This window comes from Peteryoungia algae (assembly GCF_030369675.1).
Classification (GTDB): Bacteria; Pseudomonadota; Alphaproteobacteria; order Rhizobiales; family Rhizobiaceae; genus Allorhizobium; species Allorhizobium algae.
Genome location: NZ_CP128477.1, coordinates 2,234,365 through 2,252,909 on the forward strand (window position 1 = coordinate 2,234,365; position 18,545 = coordinate 2,252,909).

Annotated in this window: 16 protein-coding genes; 9 read left to right on the forward strand and 7 right to left on the reverse strand. The window is 60.6% G+C overall.

Annotation, left to right across the window (positions count from 1 at the left end; all coding sequences use genetic code 11):
- Positions 1 to 22: 22 nt before the first annotated feature.
- From QTL56_RS10825 to dctP, 3 genes are all read right to left on the reverse strand, one after another.
- A complete protein-coding gene (locus QTL56_RS10825; RefSeq protein WP_229574820.1) occupies positions 23 to 1,318 on the reverse strand; it encodes a TRAP transporter large permease in 1,296 nt (431 codons plus the stop codon).
- Entirely contained in the window at positions 1,315 to 1,812 is a 498-nt protein-coding gene (locus tag QTL56_RS10830) for a TRAP transporter small permease (RefSeq protein ID WP_245135719.1), read from the reverse strand. The genes QTL56_RS10825 and QTL56_RS10830 overlap by 4 nt, the downstream gene beginning before the upstream one ends.
- Positions 1,813 to 1,957: 145 nt before the next feature.
- Entirely contained in the window at positions 1,958 to 2,974 is a 1,017-nt protein-coding gene (gene dctP, locus QTL56_RS10835; protein ID WP_229574822.1) for a TRAP transporter substrate-binding protein DctP, read from the reverse strand.
- Positions 2,975 to 3,150: 176 nt separating this feature from the next.
- Between dctP and QTL56_RS10840 the strand changes: the two genes are divergently transcribed.
- Positions 3,151 to 3,855 carry a GntR family transcriptional regulator gene (locus tag QTL56_RS10840; RefSeq protein ID WP_245135718.1) on the forward strand — a complete coding sequence of 235 codons (705 nt, stop codon included), beginning with the start codon at positions 3,151 to 3,153 and terminating at the stop codon, positions 3,853 to 3,855.
- Positions 3,856 to 3,923: 68 nt separating this feature from the next.
- Here the strand turns inward: QTL56_RS10840 and QTL56_RS10845 are convergent, their stop codons facing one another.
- Positions 3,924 to 5,813 carry a bifunctional sugar phosphate isomerase/epimerase/4-hydroxyphenylpyruvate dioxygenase family protein gene (locus tag QTL56_RS10845; RefSeq protein ID WP_245135717.1) on the reverse strand — a complete coding sequence of 630 codons (1,890 nt, stop codon included), beginning with the start codon at positions 5,811 to 5,813 and terminating at the stop codon, positions 3,924 to 3,926.
- A complete protein-coding gene (locus QTL56_RS10850) occupies positions 5,810 to 6,679 on the reverse strand; it encodes a shikimate dehydrogenase (RefSeq protein WP_245135716.1) in 870 nt (289 codons plus the stop codon). The genes QTL56_RS10845 and QTL56_RS10850 overlap by 4 nt, the downstream gene beginning before the upstream one ends.
- A 185-nt stretch (positions 6,680 to 6,864) precedes the next feature.
- Here QTL56_RS10850 and QTL56_RS10855 point away from each other — a divergent pair, with 185 nt between their 5' ends.
- Positions 6,865 to 7,521: a TetR/AcrR family transcriptional regulator gene (locus tag QTL56_RS10855; protein ID WP_229574828.1), complete on the forward strand. Its 657-nt coding sequence runs from the start codon at positions 6,865 to 6,867 to the stop codon at positions 7,519 to 7,521.
- A 63-nt stretch (positions 7,522 to 7,584) separates the two neighbouring features.
- Here the strand turns inward: QTL56_RS10855 and rhaI are convergent, their stop codons facing one another.
- Both rhaI and QTL56_RS10865 read right to left on the reverse strand, forming a co-directional pair.
- Entirely contained in the window at positions 7,585 to 8,877 is a 1,293-nt protein-coding gene (gene rhaI / locus QTL56_RS10860) for an L-rhamnose catabolism isomerase (RefSeq protein ID WP_245135714.1), read from the reverse strand.
- Between the two features lie 135 nt (positions 8,878 to 9,012).
- On the reverse strand, positions 9,013 to 11,109 hold the full coding sequence (locus QTL56_RS10865) for a bifunctional rhamnulose-1-phosphate aldolase/short-chain dehydrogenase (protein ID WP_245135712.1): 2,097 nt from the start codon (positions 11,107 to 11,109) through the stop codon (positions 9,013 to 9,015).
- A gap of 203 nt (positions 11,110 to 11,312) precedes the next feature.
- Here QTL56_RS10865 and QTL56_RS10870 point away from each other — a divergent pair, with 203 nt between their 5' ends.
- Genes QTL56_RS10870 through QTL56_RS10900 form a run of 7 tightly spaced genes read left to right on the forward strand, consistent with a single transcriptional unit; the run spans position 11,313 to position 18,482 of the window.
- Positions 11,313 to 12,125 (forward strand): DeoR/GlpR family DNA-binding transcription regulator, encoded by an 813-nt coding sequence (locus QTL56_RS10870; RefSeq protein ID WP_229574832.1) that lies wholly within the window; start codon positions 11,313 to 11,315, stop codon positions 12,123 to 12,125.
- A gap of 52 nt (positions 12,126 to 12,177) precedes the next feature.
- Positions 12,178 to 13,173, forward strand: a complete 996-nt coding sequence (gene rhaS, locus QTL56_RS10875; protein WP_229574834.1) for a rhamnose ABC transporter substrate-binding protein — start codon at positions 12,178 to 12,180, stop codon at positions 13,171 to 13,173.
- Between the two features lie 59 nt (positions 13,174 to 13,232).
- Positions 13,233 to 14,768: a sugar ABC transporter ATP-binding protein gene (locus QTL56_RS10880; protein WP_245135710.1), complete on the forward strand. Its 1,536-nt coding sequence runs from the start codon at positions 13,233 to 13,235 to the stop codon at positions 14,766 to 14,768.
- A gap of 9 nt (positions 14,769 to 14,777) precedes the next feature.
- A complete protein-coding gene (locus tag QTL56_RS10885; RefSeq protein WP_245135708.1) occupies positions 14,778 to 15,770 on the forward strand; it encodes an ABC transporter permease in 993 nt (330 codons plus the stop codon).
- Positions 15,767 to 16,783 (forward strand): ABC transporter permease, encoded by a 1,017-nt coding sequence (locus QTL56_RS10890; protein WP_245135706.1) that lies wholly within the window; start codon positions 15,767 to 15,769, stop codon positions 16,781 to 16,783. The genes QTL56_RS10885 and QTL56_RS10890 overlap by 4 nt, the downstream gene beginning before the upstream one ends.
- Positions 16,780 to 17,103 (forward strand): L-rhamnose mutarotase, encoded by a 324-nt coding sequence (gene rhaM / locus QTL56_RS10895; RefSeq protein WP_229574839.1) that lies wholly within the window; start codon positions 16,780 to 16,782, stop codon positions 17,101 to 17,103. The genes QTL56_RS10890 and rhaM overlap by 4 nt, the downstream gene beginning before the upstream one ends.
- Positions 17,100 to 18,482 (forward strand): FGGY-family carbohydrate kinase, encoded by a 1,383-nt coding sequence (locus QTL56_RS10900; protein WP_245136615.1) that lies wholly within the window; start codon positions 17,100 to 17,102, stop codon positions 18,480 to 18,482. The genes rhaM and QTL56_RS10900 overlap by 4 nt, the downstream gene beginning before the upstream one ends.
- Positions 18,483 to 18,545 lie beyond the last annotated feature (63 nt).

Below are 18,545 nucleotides of genomic sequence, written 5' to 3' on the forward strand. Positions count from 1 at the left end.
TCGAAATGGGAAATAATATTGATCAGCCGGCATAGCCGAGGGCTCGCGGCAGCATCAGGGTGATGTCGGGTATGAGGATCAGCAGCAGGAGCGCCACGAGAAGTGCGGCGAGAAACAGCCAGATTTCACGGATGATTTCCGCAAGCGGTATCCGGGTCACGGCGTTGATGACGAAGAGCAGGATACCGTAGGGCGGGGTGATCAATCCGATCATGCAATTCACCACAGCGACTACGCCGAAATGCACGAGGTCGATACCAAGCGCACGGCATGTCGGGATGAACAGCGGAATGATGACGAGGATGATCGTCGACGCATCGAGGAAGCAGCCGAGAACCAGGAGCAGAAGGTTGATGCCAAGCATGAAGACGAGAGGATGCACATCCAGCCCGACAAGCGCATTGGCGACCACTGTCGGGATGTTCTCGGACGCAACGATGTAGTTGAGGATGAGTGCACCGCCGATGATCAGGCCGACAGCCGCCGATGAGCGCGCACTGCTGACCAGGATCTCGTAGAAATGCTTGAAGCTGAGAGACCGGTAGAAGATCGTGGCGAGGATCAGCGCATAGAAGGCCGCAACGGCCGCGGCCTCCGTCGGCGTCGTGACGCCGCCATAGATCCCATAGAGCAGGATCGCAGGCATCATCAGCGCCGGACCTGCATTGATCGTGAGCGCCGGGAAATCCTTGAGCGGAACGGGTTCATGCTTGGCAAAGCCCCGCTTCCGGGAAATCCAGGCATTCATAACCATCAGCACGCCCCCCATCAGCAGGCCCGGCACGATCCCGCCGAGAAAGAGGAAGCCGATTGAGGTGTTCGAGACCAGCGCATAGAGGACCATCGGGATTGACGGGGGAATGATCGGCCCGATGGTGGCAGACGCTGCCGTGATCGCCGCGGCATAGCCGCGCGTGTAGTGGCCAGACTTCACCATCATGTCGATGATCATCTTGCCGATGCCGGCGGCATCGGCGATGGCCGAACCCGACATGCCGGAGAAGACGAGCGAGGAGAGGATGTTCACATGGCCGAGACCACCCCGGAAACGTCCGACCAGCGCAACGCAGAACTGCAGCAGGCGATCGGAGACAGACCCGGCATTCATGATGTTGGCGGCGATGATGAAGAGCGGCACCGCAAGCAGGATGAAGCTCTGATAAAGCCCGTCGATCAGGATCTTGCCACTGATGCCGACGCTCTGGCCGGTGGCCGCCAGATAGGCAAAGGATGCAACCAGGATCGCATAGGCGATCGGCGTCCCCATGACGGCCAGGCCCAGAAGAATGACGATGCAGAGAAGAAAGGCGACGCTCATGCCTGGCCTCCCGCCTGACCCGGATTGGCAGGATCGTTGAGGCTTTCACGGAGCGCCCTCCAGACCTGCCAGAAGTAGCGAACTGCAACGGCGACGAGAAAGACAATGTAGATCATGTAGACGTCCCGCATCCGGATCCAGTCGCCGAACAGATCTCCCAGGGTAGCGGTCTTCTTCAGCCGAAGAATGTAGAGCCGATCCCAGGTCGGAGCGATGGAGATCAGAAGCGCGACCGCGACAGCAAGCCCGGTGATGACTGTGAAGATGCGCTGGACCCTGGGGGATACGGACACGAAGAGTACATCGAACGTGACGTGGTCCTCCACTCGAACGACAAAACTGTTCCCCCAGAAAATCAGCCAGACCCATACGGCAAGGCAGAACTCGAGCGTCCATCCGAAATTGGCCGGCTCCAGGAACGGGATGTTTTCGGCCACCCAGGGCATGCGCGCCGTGTAGCGCACGAGCACCTGCAGGATGAACGTCGCGAACATGGAGGCCATCAGGACTGCAGCGACCGCCTCTGCAGATGTACGAAACAGTTTGGATAAAGAGGACACATCGTCACCTTTGCCAGGACGCAGCGTTGGACGAGCGGGCTGGAGATGTCTCTCCAGCCCGCTTCACTGGTTATGTCGCTCAGTCGGCGAGAGCATTGATCTTGTCGAGCATGCCTTCCGGCCAGGCCTTGGCGAACTCCGACCCGACATACTGTGCCTGCACATGCGTGCGGAAGGCATTGAGATCGGGCTCGTAGACTTCCAGACCCTGCTGCGTCAGGAAAGCGACCAGCTCGTCTTCCTTCTTCAACTGACCTTCACGGCCGGACTGGGCTGCGTCTTCGGCAGCCTTCTGAACCGCCGCCTGCTGTTCTGCGCTCAACTTGTCCCAAACCGCCTTGGAGAAGGCGATGTAGTTCAAGTCGACGAGATGGGCCGTCAGACTGACCTGCTTGGTCACTTCGTAGAATTTCGCATCGACGACGGTGGGCAGCGGATTGTCCTGGCCATCGACGGAGCCGGTCTGCAGACCGGTGTAGATTTCGGTGAAGGCCATGGGCGTCGGGTTCGCACCGATGGCGCGACCGAGGAATTGCCAGGCGTCACTGCCGGGCATGCGCAGATTGACACCAGCCAGATCAGCCGGAGTCATCACATTCTTTTCCGAACGCGGGAAGCGCAAGTTTACGTGGCGCTTTCCGAGATACATGACGGCGAGCAGCTTCACGCCGAGATCGCTTTCCACCTTCTGCTTGAGCGGATCCATCAGGGGGTCGTTGAACACGTTGACCTGATGCTGTGCACTGCGGTGAACGTAGCCGGTGGCGAAGATGGAGAATTCCGGCAGAAAGTTCGCAAGCTCCTGCGCCGATGTGATCGACATTTCCAGGTCACCCGCAGCGATTGCTTCGAGTTCGGACCCCTGCGGCACGAGCGAGGCGTTGTAGTGCGGCTGATAGGTAGCAAATTCGTCGATCGCGGGACCGAAGACGGTCGCAAGCGCGACTGAACGTTGATCGGTCTCGGATGCCGGTGTGGACATCCGGATGACCGGCTTGTCCTGCGCCAGCACGGACGAAAGCGGGCCGCCTGCCGCCAGAGCCGTGAAAGTGATGGCCGATGCCATCAGGAAGCGGCGTGTCATTGTAAGTTTCATATCGTAGTCTCCTCCCGTTTTGACTATAGAAAATGCCGGATTTCTTCGTTGCCTTTCCGCGCTCCCGTTCCTCCAAACGTTCTGAAACGCGCTCTGGACAGCGATCTTGCCTTACTGATATCGAACTAACATGTTAGTGTGCTGCTATCAACCCCGAACGCGAACAGTGTGAAGCCATGAAAGACAGATCGACGGCACGGCAAGCCTCGGCCGGAAGCGAGAGCTCCCTCCGGCAACTGGCCTACAGCCGGATCGAAGAACTTCTCAACTGGGGCCAACTCAGGCCGAGCCAGGTCATTTCCCAGCGCGAACTGGTCGAGACGACCGGAATGACGCTGAGCGCCATACGCGAGGCCATCCCGCGCCTCGAGGCCGAGGGCCTTCTGCAGACCCTGCCCCAACGAGGACTGATGGTGCCGAGCCTCGACGTCACCTTCATTCGGGAAGCCTACCAGATGCGGCGCGTGATCGAGCTCAGTGCGATTCCTGATCTGATCCAGCGGCTCGACCGGGCCATCATCCGGGACTGGGTGGACTGGCACAGAGCGGCAAGCGACCGACTGACCACGGACGACACGGTCGATCTCCAGACTTTCCTGCGCGACCTTCAGGTCTATGACTGGCAAATGCATGCAGCCATGGTCGACTCCATGGAGAACAGCCTGATCTCGAACGTCTATCGGGTGACGGCCATCAAGATCCGGATGACGGCACAGGCCAGGGTTCGAGTAACCCGGGACAACGCAAAAAGAGTGATAGCGGAGCATATCGCCTTCCTCACGCCCATGCTCGAAGGCTCGGCCGATGCCGCCGCCTTGGCGCTTTCCCGCCACATCGATCAATCCCTGACGATTGCGCTCGGGGGGACGGTGGCAAACTGAAGCTGCGCACAGGCCCGGCAAGGAAGCAGACAAGCGATGCGACCCTACGGATCGGAGCATAGGGGCTGTCATCTCGGCATCCCCTTCGGACGAAGGTGACGCTTGAGGGCTGCGATCCGGAAGATTGCGTTCGGCGCGCCATAGCCCCGATAGCCGCGCCGCTCGACGATTTCGAAGAAGAAGCCCTCTCCATAGGTCGGCGAGTAGAGCTGGAAATACTCGCCTGCATCGTCACGATCATAGAGAATGTTGGCAAGCTTCATCCGCTCGACCACCTGCGGATCGAGACCGAACCGCGCCTCGATGTCGTCGTAATAGTTGGGGGAGATGGTGAGGGCGTTGAAACCCCTGGCGGCGAGAGCCGCAGCCGTCGCAAAGATATCATTCGTTTCGAAGGCGATATGCTGGATGCCGGAACCGAAGGTCTCCGCGATGAAGCGGCCGGCAAGCGTGTTGCGATTTTCGGCTCCGTTGAGGGTAATCCGGAGCCGCCCGTCCCGTGTCTCGACCACCTGGCTCCGGACGAGGCCCGCCGGGTCGACAATGTCCACCACCGGCGTCTTGTCGGCGTCGAGCTGTGACGTGTAGAAGAGAAGCCAGGTCAGCATTTCATCGTAACGCGTCGTCTGGGCGAGATGGTCGATCCGGGTCAGGCCGACATCCGCATCTACTCCAGGCCGCCCTTCGATCTTGACGAATTCCACGTCGAAGATGCGAGCGAGATCGCTCTTCTGGTCAAGGAAATAGACGATACCCCCACCCACACCGCGGATTGCCGGCACCTGCAACTCGCCCGGCCCAACCGACTGCCTGAAATCCTCGGCTCCGAGTTTCAGGGCACGCGCATGCGCCAAAGCCGCATCGTCGACCATGAGACCGAACGCATAGGCATTGGCACCATGAACGAGATAGGAGGCGTTGGCGAAGCCCTTCTCCTCCCTGTTGAGGATGAGATTGATTTCGCCCTGACGGTAGAGTGTGACGGCCTTGCTGCGGTGCCTGGCGACGGCATCAAAGCCCAGCACGCCGAACAGCGCCTCCAGCTCCCGCTCCTCGGCGTCGCCAGCTGCAAACTCAATGAAGGAGACACCCGAGACCTTCGCACGATCCGGCATGGCCGGGACCGGAATGCGGATCCCCGGTTCCGCTCGCGCCACCTGGTCCATGAGATTGACGAGCGAGCGTCGACCATCCTTTGAAATGGCATCGGGCGATCCGCCACGAAACTGGTCGTTGAAGATCTCCAGCGAAAGATAGCCGTTGTAACCGGTTGCCGCGACAGCCGCCATGAAGGCCACAACCGGCAGGTCCCCCTCGCCCGGCATGTTGCGGAAATGGCGCGACCAGTAGAGCAGATCCATCTCGATCAGCGGCGCATCGGCAAGCTGCACGATGAAGATACGATCGCCAGGGATCGTGCGGATCGAGTTCAGGTCTATCTTGCGCGACAAGGTATGGAAGCTGTCCAGGATCAGGCCGATATTGGGATGATCCGCACGACGCACGATCTCCCAGGCGTCGCGGTGATCATGGATATGCCGCCCCCAGGCGAGGGCTTCATAGCCCACTTTCAGACCACGGCGGGCCGCCCGCTCGCCCAGCGCATGAAAGTCCTCCGCAGCCCGATCGACCCCACCGAGAGAGACAGGTGACGTGTTGGAGCAGATCAGCATCATGTCCGTGCCGAGCTCGGCCATCAGATCAAACTTGCGCTCGGCACGATCGAAATTGCGTGAGCGGAACGGTTCGGGCATGCCCTCGAAATCGCGAAACGGCTGAAAGAGTGAAACGGCGAGGCCGTGATCGCGGACCATCTGACCCACTTCCGCTGGCGACCGATCGAAGGCGAGGAAGTCGTTCTCGAAGATCTCGACCGCATCGAAACCGGCCCGCGCGATCGCTGCGAGCTTTTCTTCGAATTCACCACTGATGGAGACTGTTGCAATCGAGGTCTTCACGCCGGCTCTCCCTGGGTCAGAGCCTGGAAATGATCAAGCATCCGGTTCGCATTGGGCTCGATACCGGTAAACAGGGAGAATGCCCCGACCGCCTGGAAGACGGCCATGCCGCCGCCGTTCGCCACCCGACATCCACACCGACGTGCAGCCTGCAAAAGCGCCGTCTCCAGCGGGAAGTACACGATCTCGGCAACCCAGAGCGACGGGCTGAGCAGCTCCGCTGGCAACGGCATGCCCGGATGCTTGTCCATACCCATCGGCGTAGCATGCACCAGCCCCGTCGCCTTTTCGATCCCGGCCGAGAGATCACGAACCGGCTCTACGCGCGCGCCGGGGAAAAGACCGGCCATCAGCGACGCCAGCTCGGCAGATTTCATCTCGTCGATATCGAAAATCGCAAGCGCCTTCGCCCCCATCTCCAGCGCGGCAAAGGCCGTAGCCGCACCAGCACCCCCGGCACCGATCTGGACCACGGAGGACAGGTCCGCCTCGGGCAGCTGCCGTCGCAGACCCTGGGAAAATCCCCACCAGTCTGTGTTGTGACCGATCCGCCTCCCGTCCCGCAGCACCACGGTGTTCACCGCACCCAGCTTGCGCGCATCGTCGGTGATGTCGGTAAGCAGCGGCAAAATTTTCTGCTTGCAGGGATATGTGATGTTCAGCCCACAGAAACCCCGCTCCTCCGCCTCGACAACCAGGCTTTCGAGGTCATCGGCACTGCGCTCGCGCTCGTTGAGGTCGAGAAGTTCGTAAGAATAGTCGAGCCCATGAGCCCGCCCCTCCTGCACATGCATGGCAGGCGTCAGTGACCGCTGGATGCCATATCCGATCAGACCGGCCCGCAATGTGTCACGCTGTCTTGTCATGACGGCTCCCATTTCCGAAGCAAGACGATGCCATTGCCTCAGGCCTCCCAACCTGCACTCGACGATAATGTACTAACTAGTTAGTGTCAATGGCGGGCGGCTTGATGCGCTGTTGCGGTGGCTCTATGAACGAGAAGATCGGCGCGCAGCATGAATGCCGGGAGCGTCGACCTGGGTGGAGCAATATGACGAAGACGGCGAGGGAAACGCGCAGGAATGATCCCGAACGGACGCGGGAGGACATTCTCGATGTCGCGACGGAGGAATTCGCCGAATTCGGCCTGTCCGGCGCGCGGGTCGATTCGATTGCGGAAAAGACGCGCACATCCAAGCGGATGATCTATTATTACTATGGCAGCAAGGAAGGCCTCTATCTCGCCGTTCTGGAAAAGGCCTATCGCAAGATCCGTACGCTGGAAGCGGACCTGCAGCTCAAAGAACTACCGCCGGATGAAGCGCTTCGCCGATTGATCAGCAGCACCTTCGATCACGACGAGCACAATCCCGACTTCGTCCGTCTGGTCAGCATCGAGAACATACACCACGCCATGCATATGAAGCGATCAAGCGAGATCGCCGAGCTCAACATTTCCGTCATTCGCACCCTGCAGGACATCATCGACCGGGGTCTGGCAAGCGGGATCTTCAAACGCCGTGCCGACGCGATCGACGTGCATATGCTGATCAGTGCCTTCTGCTTCTTCCGCGTTTCCAACCGCTACACCTTCGGGACGATCTTCAAGCGTGACCTGTCCGAACCGGAACTCTACGGCCGCCACAAGTCGATGATTGCGGATGCTGTCCTGGGATATCTGCGCACGAGCGAGACTGCTGCATCGTGATTAGCGCCGGCTGGGTACTGTTGGGCCGGCGCTCGCCGCGCCGACACCAGACCGCCCCCCTGACTAGACGATGCCGCCGGAACCACCCTTGACGGTCGGCCGTTCGCTGGCCACCTGCGCACGATAACCGCTCGCCCGATAGGCGGCCACAGGATCGATGGCGCCGCCCGAACGACGACGAGCTTCGGCCAGGATCGGTTCAACATCGGTCCGATAGGCCTTCTTCAACGTCTCGGACGCCATGAGAGCGTCATTGTCGCCCTGATAGCCTTCCAGGGCGACCCGATCCACCAGCAGGGCCTGTGCATAGGCGCGGCGGATTTCGTTGGCGCTGGAAATGAGGCTCTCGATCGGATCGGTGACGTTGTGGCTCTGGTCGATCATGTGGGCCGGATGGAAACCCTTCACTCCGCGATATTCCGCATCCACCAGCTCGTTGAACACCAGGAACAGGCGATAGGGCTCGACCGAACCGGCATCGAGATCGTCGTCACCATATTTGCTGTCGTTGAAATGGAATCCGCCGAGCTTGCCGAACTGAATGAGCCGGGCGACGATCATTTCGATGTTCGTGTTCGGCGCGTGGTGGCCGAGATCGACGAGGCAATAGGCCTTTTCGCCGAGTGTCTGCGCGATCAGATAGTTCGTGCCCCAGTCCTGCACGACCGTCGAGTAGAAGGCCGGCTCGTACATCTTGTGCTCGGAGAACAGGCGCCAGTCGTCCGGCAATGCCTTGTAGATATCCGCCATGGCAGCCAGGTAGCGCTCGAACTGCCGGGTGAAACTGGCCTGGCCCGGGAAGTTGGACCCGTCTCCGATCCAAACGGTCAACGCCTTGGAGCCGAGCGCACGGCCGATCTCGATGCATTCCAGATTATGCTCGACGGCCTGGCGGCGCGTCGCAGCGTCCACATGGCTTAGGGAGCCATACTTGTAGGAATGCGCCTGATCCGGGGCGTCCGAGAAGGTGTTCGAATTCATCGCATCGAAACCAAGCCCGAGCGCATCCGCCCTGTCCTTCAAGGACTTGGGGTCCGCCTTGTCCCAGGGGATATGCAACGACACAGTCGGTGTTGCGCGGGTCAACTGCTGGATCACCCCGCAATCGTCCAGCTTGTCGAAGATGTGACGCGGCTCGCCCTGCCCCGGGAAACGGGCAAAACGCGTCCCCCCGGTGCCGACGCCCCAGGAAGGGACAGCGACAAAGAACTCGGCGACCTTTGCCGTGACCGCCTCGATGTCGATCGAGCTGCGGGCAAGCTTTTCACCCAGCCTCTGATAGTCGCTGCGATGTCCGGCCTCGCGCCGATCATTGTCGGCCGCGACAACCTCGACGGCAATTCGTGTCTCGCTCATTCTTTCCTCCACCTCGCGCGATCGGCTGTGATCAATGCGCCTGTCTACAGCGCCGATGGCGCCACCCTCGCCATCAGGTTCAGTCTTGGCAAACCGCCTTCCGCTGCGGCGCCCGCGCCGCGCCCTCGCGAAATGTCAGCGCGGGAAGCTTTGCGCATTGCCGGCATCGACATTGATGATGTTGCCGGTCGATTTCGCCGAAAGATCGGACGCAAGGAAGTAGATGGCTTCGGCAATGTCTTCCGGGAAGACGTTGAGCTTCAGCATCGACCGCTTGCGGTAATGCTCTTCGAGATCGTCCACCTCGATCTTCGAAGAGGCCGCGCGCTGTTCGCGCCACTCACCGGTCCATATCTTCGAGCCGCGCAACACGGCATCCGGATTGACCGTATTTACCCGAATGCCGGCATCGGCACCTTCGAGCGCCAGGCAACGGGCGAGATGAATCTCGGCCGCCTTGGCCGTGCAGTAGGCCGACGCATTTGGCGACGAGGCAAGGCCGTTCTTCGAAGCAACAAAGACGATATTACCGCCGAGCCCCTGACGCCGGAACAGGCGGAAGGCTTCCCGCGAAACCAGGAAATAACCGGTTGCCAGGATGCTGATATTCTTGTCCCACATCGCAAGCGTGGTGTCTTCCACCGGTGCCGACGAGGCAATCCCGGCATTCGAGACGAGAATGTCGGCGCCACCGAATTCCACGCAGGTCTCCGCGAATGCCTTGATAACCGCATCTTCGCGCGTCACATCGAGTTGCGCAGAGCGCACGGCGTCGGCACCGTGACGCTTCCGGAAATCCGCCACCGTCCGGTCGAGCGCATCGGCATCGATATCAGCCAGCACCACGCAGGCCCCTTCGGCCATCAACCGGTCCGCCGTTGCCCGACCAATCCCGCCGGCACCGCCTGTGACGATGGCAACCCGCCCAGCAAGGCTCTTCGGCTTCGGCATGCGCTGCAGCTTCGCCTCTTCAAGGAGCCAGTATTCGATGTCGAAGGCTTCCTGCTCTGGCAGCCCCTGATACTCGGAAACGGTCGAGGCACCGCGCATCACATTGATCGCATTGACGTAAAACTCGCCGGCGATCCGGGCTGTCGCCTTGTCCTTGGCAAAGGAAAACATGCCGACGCCGGGAACCAGGAAAATCACCGGGTTCGGATCGCGGATGGCGGGCGAATTGTCGTGACGGCAAGCCTCGTAATAACGCGTATAATCGGCGCGATAGGCCTCGAGCGCCTTGTCGAGGCCAACAAGAACGGCGTCCACATCAGGCTTTGCCGGATCGAAATCGACGATCAGCGGTCGGATCTTTGTGCGCAGGAAGTGGTCCGGGCAGGACGTCCCGAGCGCGCCGAGCGGCTGCAGGCTCTTTGAATTGACGAATTCGAGCACGGCATCCTGATCGTCGAAATGACCCAGCTTGCGCTCACCCGTGCCAATGCGCCCCCGTATTTCCGGCATCAGGCGCGCAGCAATCGCGCGACGTTCCTCGGCGGGCAAGGCCTTCGACACTGCGCCGCCGAAGATGGTCTTGCCTTCGGTCTCTTTCGCAAACCATGCGATCGCCTTGTTGATGATTTCAAGCGTCAGCAGATAGCAGTCCTTGGCATCATCGGCCCAGGTGAACAGGCCGTGGCTTTCGAGAACCACGCCCTTGGCAGCAGGGTTTGCCTTCACGAAGGCTTCGAGATCGAGACCGAGCTGGAAGCCGGGACGGCGCCAGGGCAGCCAGCCGATCTCGGATCCGAAGATCTTTGCGGTCAGTTCCCTGGAATTCTTCGAAGCCGCGATCGCGATGATCGCATCGGGATGCATGTGATCGACATGTGTGAAGGGCACGAAGCCATGCAGCGGCGTATCGATCGAGGCCGCGCGCGGATTGAGGTTGAAGGTGCAGTGCGGGAGGAAGCCGACCATGCGGTCTTCGTCCGCGACGCCTTGGTAGATACCCTTCAGCGCTTCCAGCTTGTCCTGATAGAGCGTCGCGAAACCATCGATCTTGATCGTGCCGACATCGCCGCCCGATCCCTTGACCCAGAGAACCTTGACCGTCTGCCCCGACAGCGGATCGATTTCCATCACCTTTGCGGATGTGTTGCCGCCCCCGTAATTGGTGATGCGCTTGTCGGCACCGAGCAGGTTGGAGCGATAGAGAAGCTTGCCGGGCTCATCGAGCGTTGCAGCATGCTCATCATCCCAACGGCTTTCGAGAAGGCGGGTTTGAGCCGTCATGTTCTTCCTCCCTGCAAATATGCCTCACGGACCGCCATTGGCAGACCATCTTCCTTGTGTCCGAAGGTATCGCGCAGGGCTCGGCCAATTGTCAATCAATTTCGATCATTTCTTTTCATTGTGCGTTGCAATATTATTATTTTTGATCGTTTCTGATTGACAGCGTAAAAACATTGCGAATAAATCACCATCAGGAGGACCCCATGCACGAACGTGAACGCCATCGCATTATTCTGAGCGCGATCCAGGAAAAGCCTGTGATCACGGTGCAGGATATTGCCGAGCTGACCGAGGCTTCGGAGGCCACGATCCGCCGGGATATTGCGTCACTTCACGTACAGGGAAAACTGAGACGCGTACGGGGTGGCGCGGAAGCCGTCCATCCGCCGCAGCTCGGAAATCTCGCCGCCCGCCCTTTTCGCGTCTCCGAATCGGTCAATATCGACAAGAAGCGCGCAATAGCGCGCGCTGCGGTCGATCTGTGCGAAGAAGGCGATTCGATCATCATCAATGGGGGCACCACCACCTTTCAGATGGTGCATTTCATGTCGGCCCGCCGCCTGCAGGTCATGACCAATTCTTTCGCAATCGCCGAACATCTGGTGAAGCATTCGAAATGCACGGTCTCGGTTCCCGGCGGCGCGATCTATCGGGATCAGAGCCTGATCCTGTCCCCCTTCGAAAACGACGCGATCCGCAATTTCTACGCCCGCCGCATCTTCATTGGGGCGCAGGGGATCAATGCGCTGGGGGTGATGGAATCGGATGCGCTCGTCATCCAAAGCGAGCAGAAACTTGTCCGCCAGGCCGAAGAGCTCATCGTCATGGTGGACTCGAGCAAGTTCGCCAAGCGATCAAGCCTGATCCTGTGTGCGCTCGACAAGGTCTCCACGATCATCACTGACGACGGAATTTCCGACGAGGCGGCCGCCATGGTCACCGACGCCGGCGTAAGGCTCATGACCGTGAAGCCGATGGCTTCCTCGGCAAGGGAGGATACCTCGTCGGTCGCATAGAGGAGGCGGCCGGGAGGAAGGCAAAAGCAGTTCATCAACCTGGGAGGAAAACATGAAACTGACGAAAATCTTGCTGGCCAGTGCGGCCATTGCACTCGCGACCATGGGCTCGGCTGCGCAGGCCGCCGACATGAAGATCGCACTCGTGGTCAAATCGCTCGGCATCGGCTTCTTCGAAGCTGCCAACAAGGGCGCTCAGGAAGCCGCCCAGGAGCTGGGTGGCGTCGAAGTCATCTACACCGGCCCGACCTCGACCACGGCTGAGGGCCAGATCGAAGTGATCAACTCGCTGATCGCGCAGGGCGTCGATGCCATCGCAATCTCCGCCAATGACCCGGATGCGGTTGTCCCGGCCCTCAAGAAGGCCATGGACCGCGGCATCAAGGTCATCTCCTGGGATAGCGGCGTCGCAGCCGAAGGCCGCATCATGCACCTGAACCCGTCCTCCAACGCGCTGATCGGCAAGATGTGCCTGCAGCTCGCGGCAAACCACCTGCCAGACGGCAAGGGTGACTTCGCCATCCTGTCGGCCACGACGACCTCCACGAACCAGAACATCTGGATAGAGGAAATGAAGGCGCAGCTGAAGGACTTCCCCGGCCTGAACCTCGTCACGACAGTCTATGGTGACGACCTCGCCGACAAGAGCTACCGGGAAGCCAATGGCCTCCTGACCTCGCAGTCCAACGTCAAGGTCATCGTCGCCCCGACGACAGTCGGTGTTCTCGCGGCCTCGCAGGCCGTCAAGGATGCAGGCAAAATCGGCGACGTCTATGTCACCGGCCTTGGCCTCCCCTCCGAAATGGCGGGTGCCATCCAGTCGGGTGCAACGAAGGAATTCGCCATCTGGAACCCGATCGACCTCGGTTATTCCGCAACCCAGATCGCCTATCGCCTTGCCAAGGGTGAGACCGATGCTGCTCCGGGTTCGGAAATCGAAGCCGGCCGCATGGGCAAGATCAAGATCGGTGACGGTGGCGAAGCCGCCATGGCTGATCCCTTCGTCTACAACGCCTCGAACATCGAGGAATTCTCCAAGATCTTCTGATCTCGGCGGACCAGACCCGGCGGCCCGAGCCGCCGGGATTTCACTCATTTGGTAAGCACATGATGACCGTTCAATCTGCCAAGCTCGCGGCGGGCGCGATCCCGGCTGGCGAGCCCGTTCTCGAAATGCGGGGCATCTCGCAGATCTTCCCGGGCGTGAAGGCCCTGGATCGGGTCGACATCGCCCTCTATCCGGGCAAGGTGACCGCACTCATCGGCGAGAACGGCGCCGGCAAGTCGACGCTCGTCAAGATCCTGACCGGCATCTATCGCCCGAACGAAGGCGAGATCCTGATCGACGGCAAGCCGGCCACTTTCGCCAACGCTCAGGATGCGATCGATGCGGGCGTCACCGCCATTCATCAGGAGACGGTGCTGTTCGATGAGCTGACCGTCGGCGAGAACATCTTTCTCGGCCACGCACCGCGGACCCGCTTCGGGCTGATCGACTGGCGCACGATCAATGAGCGCTCCCGCGTCCTGATGAAGGCGCTGGAAAGCGACATGGATCCCACGACGAAACTCAAGGACTTCTCGATCGCCCAGCGTCATCTGGTAGCAATCGCCCGCGCCCTTTCGGTCGACGCCCGCATTGTCATCATGGACGAGCCGACGGCGGCACTTTCCCGCAAGGAAATCGACGATCTCTTCCGCATCGTCGAAGGCCTGAAACGCCAGGGCAAGGCGATCCTCTTCATCAGTCACAAGTTCGACGAACTCTACGAGATCGCCGACAACTACGCCGTCTTTCGGGATGGCCGCATGGTCGGCTCCGGCGTTCTCAAGGACACGCCCCAGGACGAGATCGTGCGGCAGATGGTCGGTCGCGATGTACACGACGTCTTTCCCAAGACCGAGGCCGTGATCGGCGCGCCGGTCCTGAGCGTCCGCGGTTACAGCCACGAGACCGAATTCCGCGACATCAGTTTCGACCTGCGCAAGGGCGAAATCCTTGGAGTCTACGGCCTGATCGGTGCGGGCCGCTCCGAACTCTGCCAATCGATCTTCGGCATTACCCGCCCCAAATCCGGCACGCTGCAACTCGAAAGCCGGGAGATCACCATTCGAGACACCTCGGACGCGATCGCAGCCGGCATCGTCTACGTGCCCGAGGAACGTGGCCGTCACGGCTTGGCGCTCGAACTGCCGATCTATCAGAACATGTCGCTGCCCTCGCTGATCCGGACCTCGGTGTCAGGGTTTCTCAAGGCAACCAACGAGCTGAATCTGGCCCGTCGCTTCGCCGAGCGGCTGGACCTGCGGGCCGCCGCGCTTTCTGTTCCGGTCGGCACGCTCTCCGGCGGCAATCAGCAGAAGGTCGTGATCGGCAAGTGGCTTGCCACCTCGCCCAAGGTCATCATTCTTGATGAGCCAACCAAGGGCATCGACATCGGCTCCAAGGCGGCTGTTCACGGCTTCATCTCCGAGCTTGCCTCGGAAGGCCTCTCAATCATCATGATATCCTCCGAGCTTCCTGAAATCCTCGGCATGTCCGACCGCGTCCTGGTGATGCGCGAAGGCCTGCAGGCTGGCATCTTCGAGCGTGAAAGCCTGACGGCCGAGACGCTTGTGCGCGCAGCGACCGGCAATGCGTAAGGAATGACAATGCAAAACCTGCTCAAGAACCGGGAAATATTGCTGGCCCTGATCATCATCGGCATGATCTTGAGCTTCACAACGCGCGCGCCGAACTTTGCCTCGCCCGCCAGCCTGGCCAACATCTTCAACGACACCTCGATCCTGATCATCCTGGCGCTCGGCCAGATGGTGGTCATCCTGACCAAGTCGATCGATCTCTCGGTGGCGGCCAATCTCGCCTTCACCGGCATGGCTGTCGCGATGCTGGACAGCACCTATCCCGGCATGCCGCTTGCCCTCCTCGTCCTCATGGCGATCGCGATTGGCGCAGCGCTTGGAGCAATCAACGGCTTCCTCGTCTGGGCTTTGCAGATCCCCCCGATCGTCGTCACGCTGGGAACGCTCACCATTTACCGCGGCATGAGCTTCGTCCTGTCGAGCGGCGCCTGGGTCAATGCCCACCAGATGCAGCCCGACTTTCTCGGCGTGCCGCGCCTGCCTGTGCTGGGCCTGCCGATCCTCTCCTGGGTCGCCATCGCAGTCATCCTGCTGATTTGGTTCATCCTGGCCCGCACCCCCTTCGGCCGCTCAGCCTATGCCGCAGGCGGCAATCCGGTCGCTGCCATCTATGCCGGCATCGATGTCGGTCGCGCCCGCTTCCTCGCCTTCGTGCTGTCAGGCGCTCTTGCAGGTCTCTCCGGCTATCTCTGGGTCTCGCGCTACGCCGTCGCCTATGTCGATATTGCTGCAGGTTTCGAGCTCGACAGTGTTGCTGCCTGCGTCATCGGCGGCATCTCGATCGCCGGCGGGATCGGCACCGTGATCGGCACGGTGCTGGGCGCCCTTTTCCTCGGCGTGATCAAGAATGCCTTGCCCGTCATCGGGATTTCTCCCTTTGCCCAGATGGCGATCTCCGGCATCGTCATCGTTCTTGCCGTGGTGTTCAACGCGCGAGCCGAACGCAAGAAGGGACGTATCATCCTGCGTGATCGCGCGGCCAGAACAGAGGGGGCAGCATGAGCACGTCGACCAGCCAAACCCATGAGACAAGGGTCATTCCCGATCGTCTCCAGACACCGTTCCGCCGCCTGCTGGGCAGCTGGGAGGTTCTCCTCTTTGCTGTCGCCATACTGATCTTTGTTGCGAATTCGCTGGCCTCGCCCTACTTCCTCAATGCCTGGAACCTGTCAGACGCGACGTTCAACTTCACCGAAAAGGCACTGATTGCCTTCGCCATGGCGCTCCTGATCATCGCAGGCGAAATCGATCTCTCCGTCGCCGCGATCATTGCGCTCGCCTCGACCGCCATGGGATATGCCGCCCAGTTCGGGATCGGCGCCCCCGGCCTAGTTGCGATCGGAATTGCCACCGGTCTTGCATGCGGCGCGTTCAACGGCCTGCTCGTTGCCGGCCTGAAACTGCCGTCGATCGTCGTCACCATCGGCACGATGAGCCTCTTCCGGGGCATTTCCTATCTCGTGCTGGGCGATCAGGCTTTCGGCAAGTATCCGACAGACTTCGCCTTCTTCGGACAAGGCTATGTCTTCTGGGTCATCTCCTTCGAATTCGTCCTTTTCCTGATCGTGGCCTGTCTCTTCGCCATCCTGCTGCATCGGACGAACTTCGGCCGCCATGTCTATGTCATCGGCATGAACCCCCTGGCCGCGCGCTTCTCCGGTATCCCGGTCGAACGGGTGAAGTTCATCCTCTTCCTGCTGACCGGACTGATGAGCGGCATCGCCGCCGTCTGCCTGACATCCCGCCTCGGCTCCACCCGCCCTTCGATCGCGCAAGGCTGGGAGCTCGAAGTCGTCACCATGGTCGTGCTTGGCGGGGTCTCGATCCTTGGCGGTTCCGGAACGATTGCCGGCGTCATGATCGCCGCCTTCGTCATGGGCCTCGTCACCTTCGGGCTCGGCCTCCTCAACGTGCCCGGCATCGTCATGTCCATCTTCATTGGCCTGCTGCTGATCATCACCATCGCGCTGCCGATCATCGCGCGTCGGATCAAGAATGCGAGGAACGCCGGATGAGCGAAACCGAGCGGCACGTCTTCAAGATGAAGCTCAATCCCGGCATGGAAGCGGAATACCGCAAGCGCCATGACGAGATCTGGCCGGATCTGGTCAATCTTCTGCATGAAGCCGGAATCAGCGACTACACCATCCATCTCGATCCGGAGACCAGCCTGCTGATCGGCGTCCTGACGCGCACGAAGACCCACGACATGGCAGACCTGCCCTCCCATCCCGTGATGCAACGTTGGTGGGCCCACATGGCAGACATCATGCAGACCAACCCGGACAACTCCCCATGGACGATCGACCTGAAGCCCGTCTTCCATATGCCATGACTGTATCCTTCGAGCGCATAGCCATCATCGACATCGGCAAGACCAACGCCAAGGTGGTTATCGTCGATGCCCGGACGGGCGCGGAAGTGGCAGTCCGCAAGACTGCCAATATCGTGCTCGCCAGCCCACCCTACCCGCATTTCGATACGGAGCGGCTATGGACCTTCATCCTGGAGACCCTGTCCGAATTTGCAGGTCATCCCGGATTCGACGCCCTTTCCATCACCACTCATGGCGCGAGCGCGGCCCTGCTCGACGACAGGGGCGCGCTGGCGCTCCCGGTGCTCGACTACGAATATGTCTACCCGGACGAGGTGAACCGGGCCTATGACCTGATCCGACCGAATTTCGACGAAAGTTTTTCGCCCCGTCTCACCGGAGGGCTCAATCTCGGTGCACAGTTCCACTTCCAGCGCGACCGCTTTCCGCAAGAGTTCGCACGCGTATCGACCATCCTCACCTATCCGCAATACTGGGCATTTCGCCTGACGGGTGTTGCCGCGAACGAGAAGACGTCACTTGGGTGCCATACCGATCTCTGGCGTCCCTTCGCAGACAGCTACTCGGCTCTCGTCGACCGCCTGGATATTGCTGACAAGATGGCGCCCATCCGTTCCGCATTCGATATCCTGAGCGATATCCGCCCGGAAATCGCACAAAAGATCGGCCTGTCGAAATCGGTGCCGGTCTATTGCGGCATTCACGATTCGAATGCATCGCTCCTGCCTCACCTCGTTGACTTCGGCCTTCCCTGCACGGTCGTTTCGACAGGCACATGGGTCATCTGCTTTGCGCCCGGCGCAAAGCCTGACGCGCTGGACAGCAAACGAGACACACTCGCCAATGTTGATGCCTATGGCACGGCCGTACCCTCCGCGCGTTACATGGGCGGCCGCGAATGGGAAATCGTGACGAAGGACCTGGCAGCAGTCACGGCGGAAGCGGAATGGGCGGCCGTCGCAGACGTGGTCTCGCACAAGCGCATGCTGTTGCCGAGCAGCGTGAGCGGCACCGGACCGTTTCCGCAGATGAAAGGCCGATGGCATCTGGAGCCGGAGAATGCGGCAGAGCGCCGGGCCGCAGCCAGTCTTTACCAGGCCTTGATGACCGTGACCTGCCTCGACATGATCAGTTCCCAGGGGTCGATAATCGTTGAAGGACCCTTCACATCGAACCGCGTCTTTGTTGCGGCCCTGCATAGCCTGACAGGAAGACCTGTCTACGCATCACCCTCCCAGACTGGCACGTCCTCGGGTGCGGCCCTCCTCGCCGGGATCCGGCCATCATCACCACTCCGTCTTGTCAACGAAACCATTCCCGGGCTCGACAACTACAGCGCAACATGGCGGGAAATGATCGAATCTGAAATCAGCCGGTGAACTGTCCAATCCGTTTGGACGTTCCACGCTGCTCGAGCTCGTCCTGCCGGAAGCACGGCAAAT

Excerpts from the sequence above, each read along its gene's own strand:
- QTL56_RS10870 (WP_229574832.1), top strand. The coding sequence starts at position 11,313 with ATGCACGAACGTGAACGCCATCGCATTATTCTGAGCGCGATCCAGGAA.
- QTL56_RS10880 (WP_245135710.1), top strand. The coding sequence starts at position 13,233 with ATGATGACCGTTCAATCTGCCAAGCTCGCGGCGGGCGCGATCCCGGCT.
- dctP (WP_229574822.1), bottom strand. The coding sequence starts at position 2,974 with ATGAAACTTACAATGACACGCCGCTTCCTGATGGCATCGGCCATCACT.
- QTL56_RS10850 (WP_245135716.1), bottom strand. The coding sequence starts at position 6,679 with ATGACAAGACAGCGTGACACATTGCGGGCCGGTCTGATCGGATATGGC.
- QTL56_RS10885 (WP_245135708.1), top strand. The coding sequence starts at position 14,778 with ATGCAAAACCTGCTCAAGAACCGGGAAATATTGCTGGCCCTGATCATC.
- QTL56_RS10830 (WP_245135719.1), bottom strand. The coding sequence starts at position 1,812 with ATGTTCGCGACGTTCATCCTGCAGGTGCTCGTGCGCTACACGGCGCGC.
- QTL56_RS10890 (WP_245135706.1), top strand. The coding sequence starts at position 15,767 with ATGAGCACGTCGACCAGCCAAACCCATGAGACAAGGGTCATTCCCGAT.
- rhaM (WP_229574839.1), top strand. The coding sequence starts at position 16,780 with ATGAGCGAAACCGAGCGGCACGTCTTCAAGATGAAGCTCAATCCCGGC.
- QTL56_RS10900 (WP_245136615.1), top strand. The coding sequence starts at position 17,100 with ATGACTGTATCCTTCGAGCGCATAGCCATCATCGACATCGGCAAGACC.
- QTL56_RS10825 (WP_229574820.1), bottom strand. The coding sequence starts at position 1,318 with ATGAGCGTCGCCTTTCTTCTCTGCATCGTCATTCTTCTGGGCCTGGCC.
- QTL56_RS10855 (WP_229574828.1), top strand. The coding sequence starts at position 6,865 with ATGACGAAGACGGCGAGGGAAACGCGCAGGAATGATCCCGAACGGACG.
- rhaS (WP_229574834.1), top strand. The coding sequence starts at position 12,178 with ATGAAACTGACGAAAATCTTGCTGGCCAGTGCGGCCATTGCACTCGCG.
- QTL56_RS10840 (WP_245135718.1), top strand. The coding sequence starts at position 3,151 with ATGAAAGACAGATCGACGGCACGGCAAGCCTCGGCCGGAAGCGAGAGC.
- QTL56_RS10865 (WP_245135712.1), bottom strand. The coding sequence starts at position 11,109 with ATGACGGCTCAAACCCGCCTTCTCGAAAGCCGTTGGGATGATGAGCAT.
- rhaI (WP_245135714.1), bottom strand. The coding sequence starts at position 8,877 with ATGAGCGAGACACGAATTGCCGTCGAGGTTGTCGCGGCCGACAATGAT.